The sequence below is a fragment of the Pseudomonas sp. W4I3 genome, assembly GCF_030816195.1.
GTDB lineage: Bacteria > Pseudomonadota > Gammaproteobacteria > Pseudomonadales > Pseudomonadaceae > Aquipseudomonas.
In genome coordinates this window covers 4,981,146-4,999,277 of record NZ_JAUSXS010000001.1, presented here as the reverse complement: position 1 = coordinate 4,999,277, position 18,132 = coordinate 4,981,146, and the positions used below count along the sequence as shown (strand labels likewise).

Below are 18,132 nucleotides of genomic sequence, written 5' to 3'. Positions count from 1 at the left end.
GATGATTCGTTTGCTGGTGGCAGGTGTGTTGTCGCTGTGTGCCGTGGTGCCTGCCTTTGCAGGTTCGGCCACGTTGCAGTCGGGCAAGTACGAAGGGCTGATGCTGGCGGTGACGCCGCAGCATCAGGTCGAAGGTTTCTACGCCGAAGACATGGGCGAGGGCGTGACGCGCGGGTGCCGCTTCTTTCTGCAGGGCACGCCTGAAGCGCTGACCACCTGGCGCGATGTGGCTTATCCCGGCAGCGTGGCTGCATCGTCCGACGGCGTGACCCTGACGGTGGCGCAAGGGCGTCAGCATCCCGGCTGCATCAATGTGTTGATGCCGGAAATCGCCACGGGTCTGGACCTGAGCCAGACCGCCAGGAAGCAATGGATCGGCCTGGTGACGGTTTCGGCCGACAAGGCTTACCTGCTGAAAACCCCAACGGCGAAAGCGGCCAAGCGTCCCTACGTCGTCAAGAATGATGTGGTGGGGGTGCTGGCCTTCAAGGACGGCTGGGCACAGGTCGAGTTCATCAATGCCGATGACCGTTCGTTCACGGGCTGGATCAGCCAGGGGCAATACGCACGGTTGGCTGCGCCGAAGCGCTGACCCTGTGGGGCGCGAAGATCAGCCGAAGGTCTCGCGCAACAGCTGGGCGAACGCATCCCGCGCCAGGTGCCGCTGGCTGTCTGGGTTCCAGAACAGCAGGTTATCAACCGGCACCAGTTCCTCGAAGCGATACGACGCCAACTGATCGGCCTGTTCATACCGAGCCAGAATGCCCTCCGGCGCGAGGGCCACGCCGATCCCGGCGCTGACGCAGCCAATGATCGTGCCCCAACTCGCGTAGCTGGCGACGGCGGGCGTGACGTCATGGGGCTTGAGCCAATTTTCCAGGGCGGCGCGATACGGGCAACCCACTGGCCAGACCAGCAAGGTGCGGCCCGCCAGGTCGGCGGCGCCCTGGATCGGCGCGCTGGTTGCACTGGCGATCAGCACCAGGCGTTCGCGGTACACCACGCTATGTTCCAGCTTCGTGCGCGGGTTGGCTGACGCCACCAGCGCCACGTCGAGCCGATGGTGCTGCAGGTCGTCCAGTAACTGCGCCCAGGCGCCGGTGACCAGTTCCAGGCTGACGTCGGGATAGCGCCGGTGATATTCGGCCAGCAGCGGCGGCAGGCGGCCGCTGGCGCTGGACTCCACCGCGCCGATGCGCAAGCTGCCGCGCGGCACCGCGTTGGCATCTACTGCGCGTTTGGATTCATCCACCAACGCCAGGATGCGCTCGCAATAATCCAGGAAAATTTCCCCGGCAGCGCTGATCGCCAGGCCACGTCCGGCGCGAATGAACAACGGCGTGCCCAGCTCGCTTTCCAGCTGCTTGATGCGCGTGGTGATGTTGGACGGCACACAGTGCAATTGCAGGGCGGCCTGCGCCACGCTGCCGGTTTGCGCCACGGCTCGCACCATTTTCAGTTGGGCCAGTTCCATTGCTCAGTTCCCGTGATCTCAGAAGTCAGAAACGCTTAATTGTGCTGCGCCTGGCGCGGGCCAAGACTGACGGCATTCCTTCAGTGTCCGGATGTCGTCGATGAATACCCCAACCCCCGTAAAGCTAACGCTAGTGGTCGCCGCCGTCATCCTCTGTTGGGCGTATTCGCCGATTGGCGTGCACGTGGGGTTGCGCAGCTACAGCCCCGGCCAACTGGCGCTGCTGCGATTTTTGATTGCGTCGGTGTTCATGGGCGCGGTGGCGCTGGTGGCGGGCATCGGTCGGCCACGCCTGCGGGATCTGCCGTGGCTGCTGGTACTGGGTTTTTTCGGCGTGTTTCTGCACCACACCAGCCTTAACAGCGGCCAGCAATGGGTGACGGCGTCGGCATCCAGCGTACTGGCGCAGTCGGCGCCGCTGTTCAGCGTGTTGATTGCATTTTTCTGCTTGAAGGAGCGGGTCAGTGCCTGGCGCTGGGGGTGTGTGCTGCTGGGGTTGTGCGGTGTGCTGGTGGTGATCCGGGGCGACCAAGGCCTGGCTGATCTGGATCCACGCGGCTTGCTGATTCTGGTGGCCGCACTGTCCTGGAGCGTGTATTTCGCAGTACAGAGGCATTACGCGCACCACTACAGTCCGCTGACCCTGGCCTGCTATATGGTGTGGTCCGGCACCTTGATGCTGTGCGTAAACTTGCCGGGGTTGCCTGCTGCGGTCACACGGGCGCCGATGTCGGTAAACCTGGCGATACTGGTGCTCGGTATTTTTCCCAGTGCCTTGGCGTATCTGGCCTGGGGCTACGTGCTCAAGCATGTCGAGGTCAGCCGCGCTTCGGTGGCGATGTACTTGGTGCCACCGGTTGCGATGGCGATGGCGGCGCTGTTGCTGGGCGAACACATCGCCCTGCAGGTGGTGCTGGGCGGGCTGATGGTGTTGGCCAGCGTGGCCGCTATCGGTCTGGAGACACGCTGGGTGCGGTCTCCCCGGTGTACAGCTGGATGATGGCGTCGATCTCGCCGGACTGCTTCATCCGCAACAGCGTGCGCAGGATCTGTTGCACCGGCACGCTGGGATCGTTGCGCACGATGCAGCCCAGGTGCTGTTCTTCGATCACGGCGACGTTGTGCAAGCGGCGGGTGATCGGTAATTGCTGATTGAAGCGATCCAGTATCCATTCGTTGCTCACCGCATAGGCGTAACGCCCGGCCACCAGCTTTTGCAGCACCTGCTCTTCGCTGCGTGCGTCGTCGCGGCTCAACCGGCCATCGGCAAAGAGTGGGTCGAGCAGGGGGTAGCGGTAGTTGAGCACCGTACCGACCGCTTGCGGCACCAGCCCGGCCACCTGGACTGGCAGAGGGTTGGCGCTGATCAATACAGTGCGCTGCACCATCAGCGGTACGCTCCAGGTGTAGTCATCGGGAACGTCGCCGAGCCACGCCTGGGCGACGTAACAACGCACATCGATTTCCCCATGGGCCATGGCATTGGCCAGGCGCGCCCGGGCCAGCAGCTGGAACTGGGCAGGGCGGCCGACCTGGGTGGCCAGGCTCACCATCACGTCATACAGGATGCCCTGGGTCGGGCGGCCTTCCTCAAGGTGCACCATGGGCATCGCCCAGCTGTCGGAAATCGAGAAACGCAACGGTGCGGGCGCCGCCAGAAGGGTCGTGGCTATCATCCATAAAGCGCCCAGGACTACGCGCATATGCTCTCCGGGTTCAGGCCTTGGCGCAGCCTTTGAGGACAGCTTAGTCAGATTAGACGAGCGTGCCGGATGCAATTTCCCCCTTGCTCCGCTAGCATTACCGGCTTCCGCTTCCCAGTTGCGACGGTTTTCGATGAGTTATCAGGTTCTTGCACGTAAATGGCGCCCGCGCTCGTTCCGCGAAATGGTCGGCCAGACCCATGTGCTCAAGGCTCTGATCAATGCCTTGGACAGCCAACGGCTGCACCACGCCTACCTGTTCACCGGTACCCGCGGGGTGGGCAAGACCACGATTGCGCGCATCATTGCCAAGTGCCTGAACTGTGAGACCGGTATCACATCGACGCCTTGCGGCACTTGTTCGGTCTGCCGCGAGATCGATGAAGGGCGCTTCGTCGACCTGATCGAAATCGACGCCGCGAGCCGCACCAAGGTCGAAGACACCCGCGAGTTGCTCGACAACGTGCAATACGCGCCGAGCCGTGGCCGCTTCAAGGTCTACCTGATCGACGAAGTGCACATGCTCTCCAGCCACTCCTTCAACGCGTTGTTGAAAACCCTGGAAGAGCCGCCGCCGTACGTCAAATTCATCCTGGCTACCACCGACCCGCAGAAACTCCCTGCGACCATTCTGTCGCGCTGCCTGCAATTCTCCCTGAAGAACATGACCCCTGAGCGGGTGGTGGAGCATCTGACCCACGTGCTGGGCGTCGAGAACGTACCGTTCGAAGACGACGCGCTGTGGCTGCTGGGCCGCGCCGCCGATGGCTCGATGCGGGATGCCATGAGCCTCACCGACCAGGCCATCGCCTTCGGTGAAGGCAAGGTGATGGCCGCCGATGTGCGCGCCATGCTCGGCACGCTGGACCACGGTCAGGTGTTCGACGTGCTGCACGCCTTGATCGAGGGCGACGCCAAAGCGTTGCTCGAAGCCGTGCGCCATTTGTCGGAGCAAGGCCCGGATTGGAATGGCGTGCTCTCGGAAATCCTCAATGTGCTGCACCGCGTCGCCATCGCCCAGGCGTTGCCTGAGGGCGTCGACAACGGCCATGGCGACCGCGACCGCGTATTGGCGCTGGCCCAGGCGCTGCCGGCCGAAGACGTGCAGTTCTACTACCAGATGGGCCTGATCGGTCGTCGCGACCTGCCTTTGGCGCCGGACCCGCGCGGTGGCTTCGAGATGGTGTTGCTGCGAATGCTGGCGTTCCGGCCCGCCGACTCGACGGATGCGCCGAGACAGCCACTAAAGCCAGTGGGGATCAGCCAGGCCACAGTTGATTCCGCCAAAACAGTGGCTGGCGCGGCAGTGGTCGCGCCAGTGGTGGCTGCGCCCGCGCCGATTGCCCAAGCACCTGAGCCTGAGCCAGTAGTGGCTGCGCCGGTGGTTGAGCCGCAGACGGTTGTCGAGCCTGAGCCCGTGGTCGATCTGCCTTGGAATGACCCGGTTGAAGCGCCCGTCGAGCCCGAGCAACAGCCCGCCGTGGAGCCGGTACTGGAGACCACCGGCGAACAGCCGGAATTGACGCCAATGCCCACGCCGACCCCGGACAGCGTAGTGCCGGATGCGCCTGAGTGGGTATCCGCGCCTGTGCCGGAGCCGACCGTGGCCCAGGTTGAAGCCGCCACCCCCGGCATCGACCTCGACGACGAACCGCCGCTGGACGAGGACTACATCGAGCCGGACATGGATTCGGCCTACAGCTACCTGGACGAACTGGCCAGTGAGCACACCGCCGAGCCGGCCCCCGAGCCGGAGGTAGAGCCCGCCGCCGCCCCGGCCACCGGCCTGGCCCTGCAATGGCTGGAATTGTTTCCAAAATTGCCGATCTCCGGCATGACCGGCAGTATCGCCGCCAACTGCACGCTGATTGCCATCGAAGGCGACCACTGGCTGCTGCACCTGGATCCGGCCCACAGCGCCTTGTTCAATGCCACCCAGCAGCGCCGGCTCAACGATGCGCTCAACCAGTACCATGGCCGCACGCTGACCATCGCCATCGAGCTGATCAAGCCCGAGCAGGAAACCCCGGCCCAGGCTGCGACGCGCCGGCGCCTGAACCGCCAGCGCGATGCCGAGGAGTCGATTCACGCTGATCCGCTTATCCAACAAATGATGCAACAGTTCGGTGCGGTCGTCCGTCACGATACTATTGAACCTGTCGAAGCCCCGGCGCCCCAGGCGTCATGAACCGGGCGACTAATTTGATCCACGTACTTTTGAGGTGATTCCCATGATGAAAGGTGGCATGGCCGGCCTGATGAAGCAGGCGCAGCAGATGCAGGAAAAAATGGCCAAGATGCAGGAAGAGCTGGCCAACGCCGAAGTCACCGGTAAAGCCGGTGGCGATATGGTCAGCGTGGTGATGACCGGTCGTCACGACATCAAGCGCGTCAGCATCGACCCAAGCCTGCTCGAAGGCGTCAGCGATGACGACCGTGAAGTGCTGGAAGACCTGTTCGCCGCGGCCGTCAACGACGCCGTGCGCAAGATCGAAGCCAACAGCCAGGAAAAAATGGGCGGCGTGACCGCTGGCATGCAACTGCCACCCGGTATGAAGCTGCCGTTCTAATCGGCTGGTTTTCAGCTGCACTCCAATGCCAGGCCTCGTGCCTGGCATTTTTGTTTGTGCCTATCGGATCTGAACCCTGGCGCTGCAATCGGGGTCTGCACCCTATACTCATGAATTCGCTAAGGGAGCCCCTGATGCCTCAAGAACCGACGCTCAACCAACGCATCGTCCTGGTCTCACGCCCGCAAGGCGCGCCGACCCCGGAAAATTTCCGCCTCGAACGCGTCAACCTGCCAGAGCTGGCGGACGGCCAGGTGCTGCTCAAGACGCTCTACCTCTCGCTGGATCCCTACATGCGCGGACGCATGAGCGACGCGCCGTCCTACGCCGCGCCGGTGGAAATCGACGAGGTGATGACCGGGGGCGCTGTCAGCCGCGTCGAGCAATCGCGCAATCCGAAATTCGAGGTGGGCGACCTGGTCGTGGGTTCCACCGGCTGGCAAAGCCACAGCATTTGCGATGGCCGCAACTTGATGCCAGTGCCCAACGGCTTGACGAGTCCATCGATGGCGCTCGGCGTGTTGGGCATGCCGGGCATGACCGCCTACATGGGCCTGATGGACATCGGCCAGCCCAAGGCTGGTGAGACGCTGGTCGTCGCGGCCGCCTCCGGTGCGGTGGGTTCGGTGGTGGGCCAGGTCGCCAAGCTCAAGGGCTTGCGTGTGGTGGGGATTGCCGGCGGTGCCGACAAATGCCGCTATGTGGTGGATGAACTGGGTTTTGATGCCTGTATCGACCACAAGAGCGCTGATTTTGCCAACGAGCTGGCGCTGGCCTGCTTCAACGGCGTCGATATTTATTACGAAAACGTCGGTGGCAAGGTGTTCGATGCGGTGATGCCGCTGCTCAACCCCAAGGCGCGGGTTCCGCTGTGCGGGCTGATCGCCGGGTATAACGCCCATGAAGCGCCAAGCGGCCCCGACCGTCTGCCGGCGCTGCAACGTACTTTGCTGACCAAGCGCGTGCGCATTCAGGGCTTTATCGTGTTCGATGACTACGGTGATCGCCAGCCTGAGTTCCTGAGCGCCATGGCGCCCTGGGTGCGCGATGGCAAGATCAAGTTCCGCGAAGACGTGGTCGACGGCCTGGAGCAGGCACCTGAAGCCTTTATCGGTTTGCTCGAAGGACGCAACTTCGGCAAGTTGGTGGTGCGCGTCGCACAGGATTGAGCATTTGACGCTAATCCGGGGCGCGGGTATAAACCGCGTCTCGTTGTTTTGTCGGACCCTTCGCCCATGAGCTTCAGCCCCCTGATTCGCCAACTGATCGACGCGCTGCGTACCTTGCCAGGCGTTGGCCAGAAAACTGCCCAGCGCATGGCGCTGCAACTGCTGGAGCGTGATCGCAGCGGCGGCACCCGCTTGGCCCAGGCCCTGAGCCAGGCCATGGAAGGCGTCGGCCACTGTCGCCAGTGCCGCACCCTCACCGAAGAAGAACTCTGCCCGCAATGCGCCGACCCACGTCGCGATGACACGCTGCTGTGCGTGGTGGAAGGGCCAATGGATGTGTACGCGGTGGAGCAAACCGGCTACCGCGGGCGTTACTTTGTGCTCAAAGGTCATTTGTCGCCGCTCGATGGCCTGGGGCCGGAAGCTATCGGTATTCCACAACTGGTGGCGCGAATCGAAGAACAGGGCACCTTCAGCGAAGTGATTCTGGCGACCAACCCGACGGTAGAAGGCGAAGCGACGGCGCATTACATCGCCCAGTTGCTGACCAACAAGGGGCTGATCACCTCGCGCATTGCCCACGGTGTGCCGCTGGGCGGCGAGTTGGAGCTGGTCGACGGCGGCACCCTGGCGCACTCGTTCGCTGGCCGCAAGCCGATCGCGCTCTAAAAGCCACTGCAACATTCAATGTGGGAGGGGGCTTGCCCCTCCCACATTGGTTTTGTGTGCCTTAAGCATTGATAACCAAGCAAGCGCTTGGTAAGTTCGCTCCATCTCGCCATGGAGCTTGCCGATGTCTGCCTATCAGGACTACTTCGACCCCAGCCACCAGTTGGTTCGCGACAGCGTGCGCCGTTTCGTCGAGCGCGAAATACTGCCCGGTGTCGAGCAATGGGAGGAAGCGCACAGTTTCCCCCGCGAGTTGTACCTCAAGGCCGGCGCGGCGGGGATCCTCGGCATCGGTTATCCCGAAGGTCTGGGTGGCAGCCACGAGGACGATGTGTTCGCCAAGGTGGCGGCCAGTGAAGAGCTGATGCGCTGTGGCTCGGGCGGCGTGGTGGCGGGGCTTGGTTCGTTGGATATCGGCCTGCCTCCCGTCGTCAAATGGGCGCGGCCCGAGGTGCGTGAGCGTGTAGTCCCGTACGTGCTGACGGGCGAAAAAATCATCGCCCTGGCCGTGACCGAACCGGGCGGCGGTTCCGATGTGGCCAATCTGCAGACCCGCGCCGTTCGCGAGGGTGATTATTACCGCGTCAGCGGCAGTAAGACCTTTATCACCAGTGGTAGCCGTGCCGACTTCTATACGGTTGCCGTACGTACCGGCGGCCCTGGCTTTGCCGGCATCAGCCTGTTGCTGATTGAAAAAGGCACCCCCGGCTTCACGGTCGGCCAACCGCTCAAGAAAATGGGCTGGTGGGCGTCGGATACGGCTGAATTGTTCTTTGACGACTGCCAGGTGCCTGTGGCCAACCTGATAGGCGCCGAGAACATGGGCTTCGCCTGCATCATGGGTAATTTTCAGAGCGAGCGCCTGGCCCTGGCGTTGATGGCCAATATGACGGCGCAATTGGCACTGGAAGAAAGTCTCAACTGGGCGGCCCAGCGCGAAGCCTTCGGCAAACCCATCGGCAAGTTCCAGGTGCTCAAGCATCGCCTGGCGGAGATGGCCACGGCGGTTGAAGTGTCGCGGGAATTCACCTATCGCCAGGCGGCGAAGATGGCGGCGGGCAAGAGTGTGATCAAGGAGATTTCCATGGCCAAGAACCTGGCCACCGACACCGCTGACCGGGTGACCTATGACGCGGTGCAGATCCTGGGCGGCCAGGGCTATATGCGCGGCAACCTGGTGGAGCGGCTGTATCGCGACAATCGCATCCTGTCGATTGGTGGCGGGACTCGGGAAGTGATGAACGAAATCATCAGTAAGCAGATGGGGTTGTGATGGGCAGTGCGCTTTCGGGCCTCATCGGGAGCAAGCCCCTCCCACACGTTTGACTGTGTTCACAATCAAACTGTGGGAGGGGGCTTGCTCCCGATGAGGCCAGCCAAGGCAATATTTATCGTTCGGTCAGCGCAAACTGAGTCAGGCAGAAAGTAGGAATCCCCATATCCTCCAGCCGCTGCGACCCACCCAGCTCCGGCAGATCGATAATCGCCGCCGCTTCAAAGATGTTCGCGCCCATGCGTCGCACCAGGTTCGCCGCGGCAATCAGGGTGCCGCCGGTGGCGATCAAGTCATCGAACATCAGCACCGAGTCACCTTCGCACAGGCTGTCGGCGTGGACTTCAAGGAAGGCTTCGCCATATTCGGTCTGGTAACCCTCGGCCAGCACGTCAGCCGGCAGTTTGCCTTGCTTGCGAAACAGGATCAGCGGCTTGTTGAGCTGGTAGGCGATGATCGAGCCGATCAGGAAGCCACGGGCGTCCATTGCGCCTATGTGGGTGAAGTCTGCCTCGACATAGCGCTGGGCAAAGCTGTCGGCCACCAGGCGCAGGGCGCGGGGCGATTGGAACAACGGCGTGATGTCACGGAAGATCACCCCAGGCTTGGGGAAATCGATGACAGGGCGGATCAGGGATTTGATGTCGAACGAATCGAAGGTCATCGTCGAAGAGTCCTGGGCGGAAAACGGACTCGGAGTATACCTGCGGCCTCGCGGGTGCGCTTGGCCGCAGGTCCTGGATCAGACCTCCAGGGAACCGCCGGCCAGCGCGCAGAGCTGGATGGGGTCGAGGATATGCACTTCCTTGCCCTCGGCGGCAATCAGCGCGTTCTGTTGGAAGCGGGTAAATACGCGGGACACGGTTTCCACCGCGAGGCCCAGGTAATTGCCGATTTCATTGCGCGACATGCTCAGGCGGAACTGGTTGGCCGAAAACCCACGGGCGCGGAAACGCGCCGACAGGTTGACCAGGAAGGTCGCAATGCGCTCGTCGGCGGTTTTTTTCGACAACAGCAGCATCATCTGTTGATCGTCACGAATCTCGCGGCTCATCACGCGCATCAATTGACGGCGCAATTGCGGCAGCTGCAAGGCTAATTCATCCAGACGCTCGAAGGGGATTTCGCACACCGAGGTGGTCTCCAGCGCCTGAGCCGACACAGGGTGAATCTCGGTGTCCATGCCGGACAGCCCAACCAGTTCGCTGGGCAAGTGGAAACCGGTGATTTGTTCTTCGCCGCCGTCGCTGAGGCTGAAGGTCTTCAGCGCCCCTGAACGCACTGCATAAACGGAATCGAACTTGTCGCCCTGGCGAAACAGAAACTCACCTTTTTTCAATGGGCGGCCGCGTTTAACGATGTCGTCCAGCGCATCCATGTCTTCCAGATTCAGCGAAAGTGGCAGGCAGAGGGGTGCCAGGCTGCAATCCTTGCAATGGGCCTGGCTGTGAGCGCGCAGTTTAACTGGCTCGGACATTTCTTAAATCCTTGTGGGAAATCACACATAAGACGTAAGGGTAACGCACTGGGGGGCGATGAGGCCAGCGTGTACAAAAAACCGCCAACGGTATAAAGGTTCCTGTATCGAGGCCGATACAAGGTCACGTAACTCTTTGAATCTGGAGCTCGACACATGCTTTCCATTGGAGGAAACACCCCGGCAAGCGTCAGCGCGCTGCCTTTGCCGGAGCCGAAAGACCGCGTGGCTGAAGCCAAGTCGGCCGCGGCCGCCAAGGAACTGAAGGACGCTACTTCCGCGCCTCTGAGCACCAAGACGGAGGAAGGCGTGAAAGTGACGTTCTCCGGAGCCGCTTTAAAGGCTATCAGCGAAGCGAAGAAATCCAGCAGCGCTATCGAGGACAGCGGATTGCCGGACAACGTCCAGCAGGTTCTGAAGATGATCCGCGAGATCAAGAAACAGATCGAAGAAAAACAAGCCGAGCTGGCTGCCGTCATGGCAGACAAAACGCTGTCCGCCGAACAGACCCGGGTCAAGGTGAGCAATCTGCAGGGCGCACTCGCCTCGCTGAACGCAGCCCTCGTCACGGCGCAGACTTCGTTGACCAAGGCCATGAAGGGGCTGAGCGGCGACGATGCAATGAAAGCGGCCTCGCTGTCGATGTAATCAGATCACCCGCGAGAAACGCTGCCGGTTCTGGTGCTCAAGGTATGCATCGAACACCATGCACACCGAGCGCACCAGCAGGCGCCCGGCCGGCAGCACGCGGATGCCTTGGGCGTCCAGCTCGATCAAACCGTCGGCGGCCATCGTCTGCAGTTGCGGCCACAGCTCGTCGAAATAGCCGCGAAAATCGATGTTGTACGCCCGCTCGATGGCCTCGAATCCCAGGCTGAAATTGCAGATCAACTGCTGAATCACTTCCCGCCGCAAGCGGTCGTCGGTGGTGCAGATCAGGCCGCGACTGGTGGCCAGTTGCGCGCCGGCCAGGGCGTTCTGGTACTGGTTGAGGTCGCTGCTGTTCTGACAGTACAGGTCGCCGATCTGGCTGATCGCTGAAACCCCCAAGCCGATCAAATCGCAATGCCCATGGGTGGTGTAGCCCTGAAAGTTGCGTTGCAGGGTGCCTTCTTCCTGGGCGATGGCCAGTTCGTCGTCCGGCAGCGCGAAATGGTCCATGCCGATGTAGCGATAACCCGCTTGGGTCAACTGCTCGATAGTGGTTTGCAGCATCAGCAGTTTTTCTGCCGGCGAGGGCAGGTCGTCGGTATGGATGCGCCGCTGGGGCATGAAACGTTCCGGCAGATGGGCGTAGTTGAACACCGACAGACGGTCTGGCTGCAGGCTGATGACTTCTTCCACGGTGCGCGCAAAATTGATCGGTGACTGCTTGGGCAGGCCGTAGATCAGGTCGATATTGATCGAGCGAAATTGCAGGGTGCGCGCCGCGTCGATCACCGCGCGGGTTTCTTCCAGGCTTTGCAAACGGTTGACCGCCCGTTGTACCTCGGGGTCGAGGTCCTGCACACCAATGCTCACGCGGTTGAAGCCCAATTCGCGCAGCAGGCCCATGGTCGCCCAGTCCGCTTCGCGAGGGTCTATCTCGATGCCGTAGTCGCCCGAATCGTCGTCCAGCACATTGAAGTGCTGGCGCAGGTGCGTCATCACCTGGCGCAATTCGTCGTGGCTGAGAAAGGTCGGCGTGCCGCCGCCGAAATGCAGTTGCTCCACCGGCTGTTTGGGGTCGAGGTGGCAGGCCACCTGCTGGATTTCCTGCATCAGGCGTTGCAGGTAAGCCTGGGCGCGACCGCGGTCCTTGGTGATCACCTTGTTGCAGGCGCAGTAGTAGCAGATGTTGGCGCAGAACGGCACGTGCACGTACAGCGACAATGGCCGTGTGGCTTTGCGACTGTCACGCAACGCGTGGAGCAGGTCGAAGGTGCCGACCTGGCTGTCGAATTGTACGGCGGTGGGGTAGGACGTATAGCGCGGCCCCGCCAAGTCGTAGCGGTGAATCAGATCTGTGTCCCAACGAATGGCGTCGAGCATGCGGGCGGTCCCCCGGATTGGCTAGTGGGCCGAGTCTAGGGGCAGGGTGGGCAGGGCATGTTGATTTGCATCAACGGGGAGCGGCGCTATGCCACAGGCGGTTAGTGGCCCATCAGCCAGTGCTGGTGCGGACCCGGCAAGGTCCAGATGCCAAACAGCACCACCAGCACACCACCGGCCCTGCGCACGCTGCGCTTGCGCAACAGCGCAGTGACGCGTTCGGCGGCCAGCCCGGTCGCCAGCAACACCGGCCAGGTGCCTAGGCCGAACGCCAGCATCAGAAGTGCGCTGTCCAGCGCATTGCCCTGGCTCGCGGCCCACAGCAGCGTGCTGTAGACCAACCCGCACGGCAACCAGCCCCACAGCGCGCCCAGCAGCAAAGCGCGGGGCAGGCTTGAGACCGGCAGCAGGCGGTTTGCAACCGGCTGGATGTGCCGCCACAGGCCGCGCCCGAGGCTTTCGATTCGGGTCAGGCCACTCCACCAGCCGGCCAGGTACAGGCCCATGCTGATCAGCAGCAACCCGGCCAGTACCCGCAGGAACATCGCCGCGGGACTATTTGCTACTGCCCACCCGGCCAGGCCGATCAGCAGTCCGGCAATGGCGTAACTGACGATGCGCCCCAGGTTGTACGCCAGCAGCAGGCGAAACCGTCGGCTGCGCTGTTCCTTGGGAATCGCCAGGGTCAGCGCGCCCATCAACCCGCCGCACATGCCCAGGCAATGGCCACCGCCGAGCAGGCCGAGGATCAGCGCAGAGACCAGCAAAGGCGCCAAATCAAGCATGCGGCGGCTCTTTGGGCGGCTGCTCGGCGCGGTTGGCTTCGTCGATGGCGGCCAGGTGATTGGGGTCCTGATCGTCGAACAGCACGCTGTGGGCCGGGCCGTCGAGGTCTTCGTACTGGCCGCTGTCCACGGCCCAGAAGAATATGTAAATGGCTACACCGACTAACAGCAGCGCCGCCGGAATCATCACGTATAGAGCTGGCATCTGCACTCCATGCCCGCGCGGCTCAGGCCGGCAGCGGGCGATTGATCAAGGGGGCACTGGTGGCCGGCGCGCTCGGCAGGCGAGTCAGGCGCAGGGCGTTGAGCACCACCGTCAACGAACTGAGGGACATGCCGATGGCCGCCCAGATCGGGGTGATCCACCCCAGGGCCGCGAACGGCAACATCAGGCCATTGTACAACCCGGCCCACAGCAGGTTTTCAATGATGACCCGGCGCGTGCGGCGCGCCAAGGCAAAAGCCTGTACCAGCGCGTCGAGACGGTTGGAGAGCAGTACCGCATCGGCGCAGGTTTTAGCCAGGTCCGTGGCCGAGCCCATCGCCACGCTGATATCGGCGGCGGCCAGTACCGGTACATCGTTGACACCGTCACCGAGCATCAGCACCTTGCGGCCCTCTTTGTGCAGACGTTGCAGCACGTGCAGCTTGTCGTCGGGACGCAGGCCGCCGTGCGCTTCATCAATGCCCAACTGCGCAGCGACACTGGCGACCATCGGCGAGCTGTCTCCCGACAGCAGCAGCGTGCGCCAGCCACGCGCCTTGCAGGCGGCGAGCAGCGCCGGCGCATCGCTGCGCAGGCGGTCGTCGAGCACGAACCAGGCGAGCGCGCCGCGCTGATCGCCCAGCAGCAGCCATTGCCCGGCGTCGTCCGGGGATGCCGGGACCGGGCTGGCGCTGAGTTCACAGACAAAACGGGGTTGGCCGATGCGCAGCAGGCGCTCGCCCACACGTCCCTCCAGGCCCAGGCCGGGGCGACTCAAGACGTCATCGGCGGCCAGGGGCGCACGCCCAAAAGCGCGGGCAATCGGGTGTTCGGAACGGTTTTCCAGCGCCGCGGCGAGGCCCAGGCACTGGTCGCTGTCCAGTTCGCTCAAGGGCCGGATGGCGCGCAACGCCAGGCGCCCTTCGGTGAGCGTGCCGGTCTTGTCGAAAATCACCGTGTCGATCTGGTTCAGGCCTTCAAGCACATGGCCGCGGGTCAGCAGCAGGCCAAGGGTGTGCAAGGTGCCGGTGGCGGCGGTGAGGGCGGTGGGGGTCGCCAGGGACAAGGCGCACGGGCAGGTCGCTACCAGCATTGCCAATACAATCCAGAACGCCCGGGATGCATCAATCTCCCACCACACCAGGCCGATCACGGCCGCCGCCAGCAGCGAGCCCAGCAAAAACCACTGCGCGGCACGGTCGGCGATCTGCGCCAGGCGCGGTTTCTCGGCCTGGGCACGCTCCAGCAGGCGCACGATGGCGGACAGGCGCGTGTCATGGCCCAGGGCGCGCACCTGGACAGTCAGTGCGCCTTCGACGTTGAGCGTGCCAGCAGTCACTGCATCGCCGACATGCCGGGGCTGCGGCAGGTATTCGCCGGTGAGCAGGGATTCGTCGACGCTGGATTGGCCTTCGAGAATCACGCCATCCGCTGGCAGCACCGCGCCAGGATGCACCAGCACCCGATCACCCAGGGCCAACTCGCCGAGCAGGATGCGTTCGCTCTGCCCGTCCGCTGTGAGGCGCAGGCACGAAGCGGGCAGCAGGTTGACCAACTGCGCAGTGGCGGCGGCGGTGCGTTCGCGGGCACGCCGCTCCAGGTAGCGCCCGGCCAGCAGGAACAACGCGAACATGCCGACGGCATCGAAGTACAACTCGCCAACGCCGGTGATCGCGGTCCAGATCCCCGCCAGATAAGCCCCGCCAATGGCCAGGGACACCGACACGTCCATGGTCAGGTGGCGCGTGCGCAGGTCGCGCAGCGCCCCTTTGAAAAACGGCGCACAGCTGTAGAACACGATGGGGGTTGTAAGAAACATCGCGACCCAACGCAGGATCACATGCAACTCGGGGCTGAGGTCGATACTGAATTCAGGCCAGGTTGCCATGGTTGCCATCATGGCCTGGAACCACAGCAACCCGGCAACGCCCAGCTGGCGCAGGGCCAGGCGATTTTCGCTGGCCAGTTGTTCGGCGGCTCGGTCGGCTTGATAGGGGTGGGCGGCATAGCCGATATGGCGCAGTTCACTGAGCAGTTGGCTCAACGGCAACTGGCCGTCGGCCCAGCGCACATGCAGGCGGTGGTTGGACAGGTTCAGCCGCGCCTCGGCTACCGCTGGCAGCTTGCGCAGGTGTTTCTCGATCAGCCAGCCACAGGCCGCGCAACTGATGCCTTCCATGAGCAGAGTGGCTTCAGCGAGTTCGCCCGTGTGACGCACAAACGGTTTTTGCACATCGGCGCGGTCGTACAGCGCCAGTTCATCGACCAGTTGCACCGGCAGTGCCTCGGGATTGGCCGAGGCTTCGCTGCGGTGTTGGTAATAGCTTTCCAGCCCGCCCGCCACAATCGCCTCGGCCACCGCCTGGCAGCCCGGGCAGCAGAGCTCGCGGCGCTCGCCGAGGATTTCGCTGGTGAAGCGGCTGCCGGAGGGGACGGGCAGGGCGCAGTGGTAGCAGGGGGTGGTCATGGTCGGGATCTTTGGTGGCTGGAAGGGCCTCATCGCGGGCAAGCCCACTCCCACAGGGATCGCGTTCCAATGTAGGAGTGGGCGTGCCGGCGATGCGCGAAGCGCGATCTTTTACTTCTTCAGGTCTTCGGCGCCTTGCAACGGCTCATCGCCCAGCAGCAAATCCGTGTCGTGGCTGACCTCTTCTTCTTCGAACAGGCGCCAGGTCTTGTCGCCTTCCACGCCAAGCAATTCCACGAAGCGGCGGCCTTCGACCTTGTCGGTGACCTGGCCGATGTAGCGGCCGGGCTCGCTGTCGCTGCGGGTCAGGTTGATCTTGCGATCCTTCTCTGGCTGGGTCGGCGAGATCAGGTTCAACTCCAACGTGTTCGGGTTGCTGTAGCCGGTGAGCTGCAGCTCGACTTCGCCGGTTAGCTCGTCCAGGTGCAGCTTGCCGCGCAGCTGCAGGGTCTGGGCCAGGCGCTCGCGGTCCAGGGAGCGGTTGATGCCTTTGCCGGCTTCGTAATAGTTGTCGTTGACCAGGTTGTCCGGGTGGTTCACCGCGATGGTCACCATGGACAAGGTCAGCGTCACCGAGCAGGCCAGGATCCCGATGATGATCCAGGGCCAGAGGTGCTTGTACCAGGGGCTTGCGGCAGTGGTTGCGGGCATTCTTGTGTTCCCTGTTTAACGAACTTGGGGGCCGATGAATCGGCTCTTGGCTTCAATGTGAACGCTGGTGTCGTCGGCGTCTTCGAGGATGAACCTCACCTCGTTGGTGCTGGACGGCAGCTGTTCGGGCGCACTCGACAACTCGACCGGCAGGCTGACGATATCGCCGGCGGCCACCTTGATTTCGCGTCGGCCTTGCAGCTTGAGGTCCGGCAAGCCGGCGGCGTCGAGCACGTAGGTGTGGTCGCGCTGGTCCTTGTTCATGATCTTCAGGCTGTAGACGTTTTCGATGCGCCCTTCGGCGTTTTCGCGGTACAGCACGCGGTCCTTGCTCACATCGAAGCCCACCAGCGAGCGCATGAAGAACGCGGTCACCAGCAGGCTGATCATTGCCAGCAACACCAGGGCGTAACCGATCAGGCGCGGGCGCAGCTTGTGGGTTTTCTGCCCGGACAGATTGTGTTCGGTGGTATAGCTGATCAGGCCGCGCGGGTACTCCATCTTGTCCATGATGTTGTCGCAGGCGTCGATGCAGGCGGCGCAGCCGATGCACTCGATTTGCAGGCCGTCGCGGATGTCGATGCCGGTGGGGCACACCTGCACGCACATCGTGCAGTCAATGCAATCGCCCAGGCCTTGGGCCTTGTAGTCGGCCCCCTTCTTGCGCGGGCCGCGCAATTCGCCACGGCGTGGGTCGTAGGAAACGATCAGCGTGTCCTTGTCGAACATCACGCTCTGGAAACGCGCATAGGGGCACATGTAGATGCACACCTGTTCGCGCAGCCAACCGGCGTTGCCGTAGGTGGCGAGGGTGAAGAAACCCACCCAGAAATACGACCAGCCGTCGGCCTGACCGGTGAAGAAGTCGAAAACCAGTTCGCGGATCGGTGAAAAGTAGCCGACGAAGGTGATGCCGGTGACAAAACCGATCAGCAGCCACAGCGTGTGCTTGCTGAACTTGCGCAGGAATTTGTTGGCGCCCATCGGCGCCTTGTCCAGCTTGATGCGCTGGTTGCGGTCGCCTTCGGTGACCTTTTCGCACCACATGAAAATCCACGTCCACACGCTTTGTGGGCAGGTATAGCCGCACCAGACGCGACCGGCGTACACCGTGATAAAGAACAGGCCAAACGCCGCGACGATGAGGATGCCCGACAGCAGAATGAAATCCTGCGGCCAGAAGGTTGCGCCAAAAATGAAGAATTTACGCTCCGGCAGGTTCCACCACACTGCCTGGTGACCGCCCCAATTCAGCCACACCGTGCCGAAGTACAGCAGGAACAGACCGGCACCGCCGAGCATGCGCAGATTGCGAAACAGCCCGGTGAAGGCGCGGGTGTAGATTTTCTCGCGTGCGGCGTAGAGGTCGACGGTTTTGGCAGGCGGGGTAACGTCGTGTACCGGTATCTGGTCGCTCATCATTGCATCCCACGGCGGTGGAGATTTGCCTCGGTCAGTACGTGCCAACCGGGGTCAAAATAAGGGTAGTGCAGTGGCCCAATGATACGCCCCCAGTGCTGCGCAAAGAGTGCGACCTTTGGTCGCATTGGGGCTGATCAAATGATGGTGTAAGTGATCTGGATCAATTGACTTGTGAAGTTTGGATGGTTTTGGATTGCCGAAGCTCCAAAGTGGGAGGGGGCTTGCCCCCGATAGCG

At 62.7% G+C, this 18,132-nt stretch carries 18 protein-coding genes; 8 read left to right on the top strand and 10 right to left on the bottom strand.

The window, feature by feature from the left end:
• The first annotated feature begins 1 nt into the window (after position 1).
• Positions 2–592 carry a hypothetical protein gene (locus QF045_RS22640; RefSeq protein WP_306494112.1) on the top strand — a complete coding sequence of 197 codons (591 nt, stop codon included), beginning with the start codon at positions 2–4 and terminating at the stop codon, positions 590–592.
• An 18-nt stretch (positions 593–610) separates the two neighbouring features.
• Here the strand turns inward: QF045_RS22640 and QF045_RS22635 are convergent, their stop codons facing one another.
• On the bottom strand, positions 611–1,474 hold the full coding sequence (locus QF045_RS22635; RefSeq protein WP_306494111.1) for a LysR family transcriptional regulator: 864 nt from the start codon (positions 1,472–1,474) through the stop codon (positions 611–613).
• Between the two features lie 100 nt (positions 1,475–1,574).
• On the opposite strand from QF045_RS22635, the gene QF045_RS22630 reads away from it, so the two are divergent.
• Positions 1,575–2,474 carry a DMT family transporter gene (locus tag QF045_RS22630; protein WP_306494110.1) on the top strand — a complete coding sequence of 300 codons (900 nt, stop codon included), beginning with the start codon at positions 1,575–1,577 and terminating at the stop codon, positions 2,472–2,474.
• Here QF045_RS22630 and QF045_RS22625 read toward each other — a convergent pair.
• Positions 2,422–3,177, bottom strand: a complete 756-nt coding sequence (locus QF045_RS22625) for an ABC transporter substrate-binding protein (protein ID WP_306494109.1) — start codon at positions 3,175–3,177, stop codon at positions 2,422–2,424. The two genes, QF045_RS22630 and QF045_RS22625, sit on opposite strands and share 53 nt — an antisense overlap.
• Positions 3,178–3,310: 133 nt before the next feature.
• Here QF045_RS22625 and dnaX point away from each other — a divergent pair, with 133 nt between their 5' ends.
• The 5 genes from dnaX (at position 3,311) to QF045_RS22600 (ending at position 8,858) form a co-directional block, all read left to right on the top strand.
• On the top strand, positions 3,311–5,365 hold the full coding sequence (dnaX, locus tag QF045_RS22620) for a DNA polymerase III subunit gamma/tau (RefSeq protein WP_306494108.1): 2,055 nt from the start codon (positions 3,311–3,313) through the stop codon (positions 5,363–5,365).
• Positions 5,366–5,408: 43 nt separating this feature from the next.
• A complete protein-coding gene (locus QF045_RS22615; protein ID WP_124363899.1) occupies positions 5,409–5,747 on the top strand; it encodes a YbaB/EbfC family nucleoid-associated protein in 339 nt (112 codons plus the stop codon).
• Positions 5,748–5,881: 134 nt separating this feature from the next.
• Positions 5,882–6,916: an NADP-dependent oxidoreductase gene (locus QF045_RS22610; protein ID WP_306494107.1), complete on the top strand. Its 1,035-nt coding sequence runs from the start codon at positions 5,882–5,884 to the stop codon at positions 6,914–6,916.
• A gap of 66 nt (positions 6,917–6,982) precedes the next feature.
• The gene (recR, locus tag QF045_RS22605) at positions 6,983–7,585 is read left to right on the top strand and encodes a recombination mediator RecR (RefSeq protein ID WP_005790294.1); all 603 of its coding nucleotides are present in this window, start codon (positions 6,983–6,985) and stop codon (positions 7,583–7,585) included.
• Between the two features lie 124 nt (positions 7,586–7,709).
• On the top strand, positions 7,710–8,858 hold the full coding sequence (locus QF045_RS22600; protein WP_306494106.1) for an acyl-CoA dehydrogenase family protein: 1,149 nt from the start codon (positions 7,710–7,712) through the stop codon (positions 8,856–8,858).
• 115 nt (positions 8,859–8,973) lie between these two features.
• Here the strand turns inward: QF045_RS22600 and QF045_RS22595 are convergent, their stop codons facing one another.
• Together QF045_RS22595 and fnr are read right to left on the bottom strand one after the other, a co-directional pair.
• Complete coding sequence (locus QF045_RS22595; RefSeq protein ID WP_306494104.1) at positions 8,974–9,522, bottom strand: adenine phosphoribosyltransferase; 549 nt, start codon at positions 9,520–9,522, stop codon at positions 8,974–8,976.
• A gap of 78 nt (positions 9,523–9,600) precedes the next feature.
• Positions 9,601–10,335: a fumarate/nitrate reduction transcriptional regulator Fnr gene (gene fnr, locus QF045_RS22590; protein WP_306494103.1), complete on the bottom strand. Its 735-nt coding sequence runs from the start codon at positions 10,333–10,335 to the stop codon at positions 9,601–9,603.
• Between the two features lie 156 nt (positions 10,336–10,491).
• Here fnr and QF045_RS22585 point away from each other — a divergent pair, with 156 nt between their 5' ends.
• Positions 10,492–10,983, top strand: coding sequence for a hypothetical protein (locus tag QF045_RS22585; RefSeq protein ID WP_306494102.1), 492 nt, complete (start codon positions 10,492–10,494; stop codon positions 10,981–10,983).
• On the opposite strand, the gene hemN is transcribed toward QF045_RS22585, so the two are convergent.
• The 6 genes from hemN to ccoG all read right to left on the bottom strand — a co-directional run bounded on the left by hemN (position 10,984) and on the right by ccoG (position 17,893).
• Positions 10,984–12,366, bottom strand: a complete 1,383-nt coding sequence (gene hemN / locus QF045_RS22580; RefSeq protein ID WP_306494101.1) for an oxygen-independent coproporphyrinogen III oxidase — start codon at positions 12,364–12,366, stop codon at positions 10,984–10,986.
• A gap of 101 nt (positions 12,367–12,467) precedes the next feature.
• On the bottom strand, positions 12,468–13,151 hold the full coding sequence (locus QF045_RS22575) for a sulfite exporter TauE/SafE family protein (protein WP_306494100.1): 684 nt from the start codon (positions 13,149–13,151) through the stop codon (positions 12,468–12,470).
• Entirely contained in the window at positions 13,144–13,356 is a 213-nt protein-coding gene (gene ccoS, locus QF045_RS22570) for a cbb3-type cytochrome oxidase assembly protein CcoS (protein ID WP_057721235.1), read from the bottom strand. The genes QF045_RS22575 and ccoS overlap by 8 nt, the downstream gene beginning before the upstream one ends.
• Before the next feature lie 22 nt (positions 13,357–13,378).
• Positions 13,379–15,823, bottom strand: a complete 2,445-nt coding sequence (locus QF045_RS22565) for a heavy metal translocating P-type ATPase (protein WP_306494099.1) — start codon at positions 15,821–15,823, stop codon at positions 13,379–13,381.
• Between the two features lie 111 nt (positions 15,824–15,934).
• On the bottom strand, positions 15,935–16,474 hold the full coding sequence (locus tag QF045_RS22560) for a FixH family protein (RefSeq protein WP_306494098.1): 540 nt from the start codon (positions 16,472–16,474) through the stop codon (positions 15,935–15,937).
• Between the two features lie 15 nt (positions 16,475–16,489).
• Positions 16,490–17,893 (bottom strand): cytochrome c oxidase accessory protein CcoG, encoded by a 1,404-nt coding sequence (gene ccoG / locus QF045_RS22555; RefSeq protein ID WP_306494097.1) that lies wholly within the window; start codon positions 17,891–17,893, stop codon positions 16,490–16,492.
• Positions 17,894–18,132: the final 239 nt, after the last annotated feature.